Source organism: Staphylococcus sp. GDY8P57P, from assembly GCF_017892585.1.
GTDB lineage: Bacteria > Bacillota > Bacilli > Staphylococcales > Staphylococcaceae > Staphylococcus > Staphylococcus borealis.
The window spans coordinates 1,559-1,819 of the sequence record NZ_JAESLK010000064.1; the positions used below are offsets into that span (position 1 = coordinate 1,559).

General features: G+C 34.1%; 1 pseudogene. It reads left to right on the forward strand.

From position 1 onward, the window contains the following. Positions 1-85 (forward strand): annotated as a pseudogene (locus KA878_RS14670) (protein rep); the annotation flags it as partial. Positions 86-261 lie beyond the last annotated feature (176 nt).

A 261-nucleotide genomic window follows, 5' to 3' on the forward strand; every position in this document is an offset into this window, starting at 1 on the left:
AGACGAAGAAGAAAAGGCGCATTCAATTACTGCGATTTGGAATTTTGAAAAACAAAATTATTACTTAAAAGATTTGAAACGTTAGCTTAAAAGCTAGCGTTTTTTTATGTGTTTTTGCCCCTGCGGGAACTATAGCGTTCAACCGGCATGGTTGCCCAGTTTTTATCGCGAAAAATAATTTTGTGCGTAACTGGGCAGTGTCTAAAAAATTCGACACTGGTTTTGCTCAAATTTTTGTTTGTGAAAATAGAATATATTTAT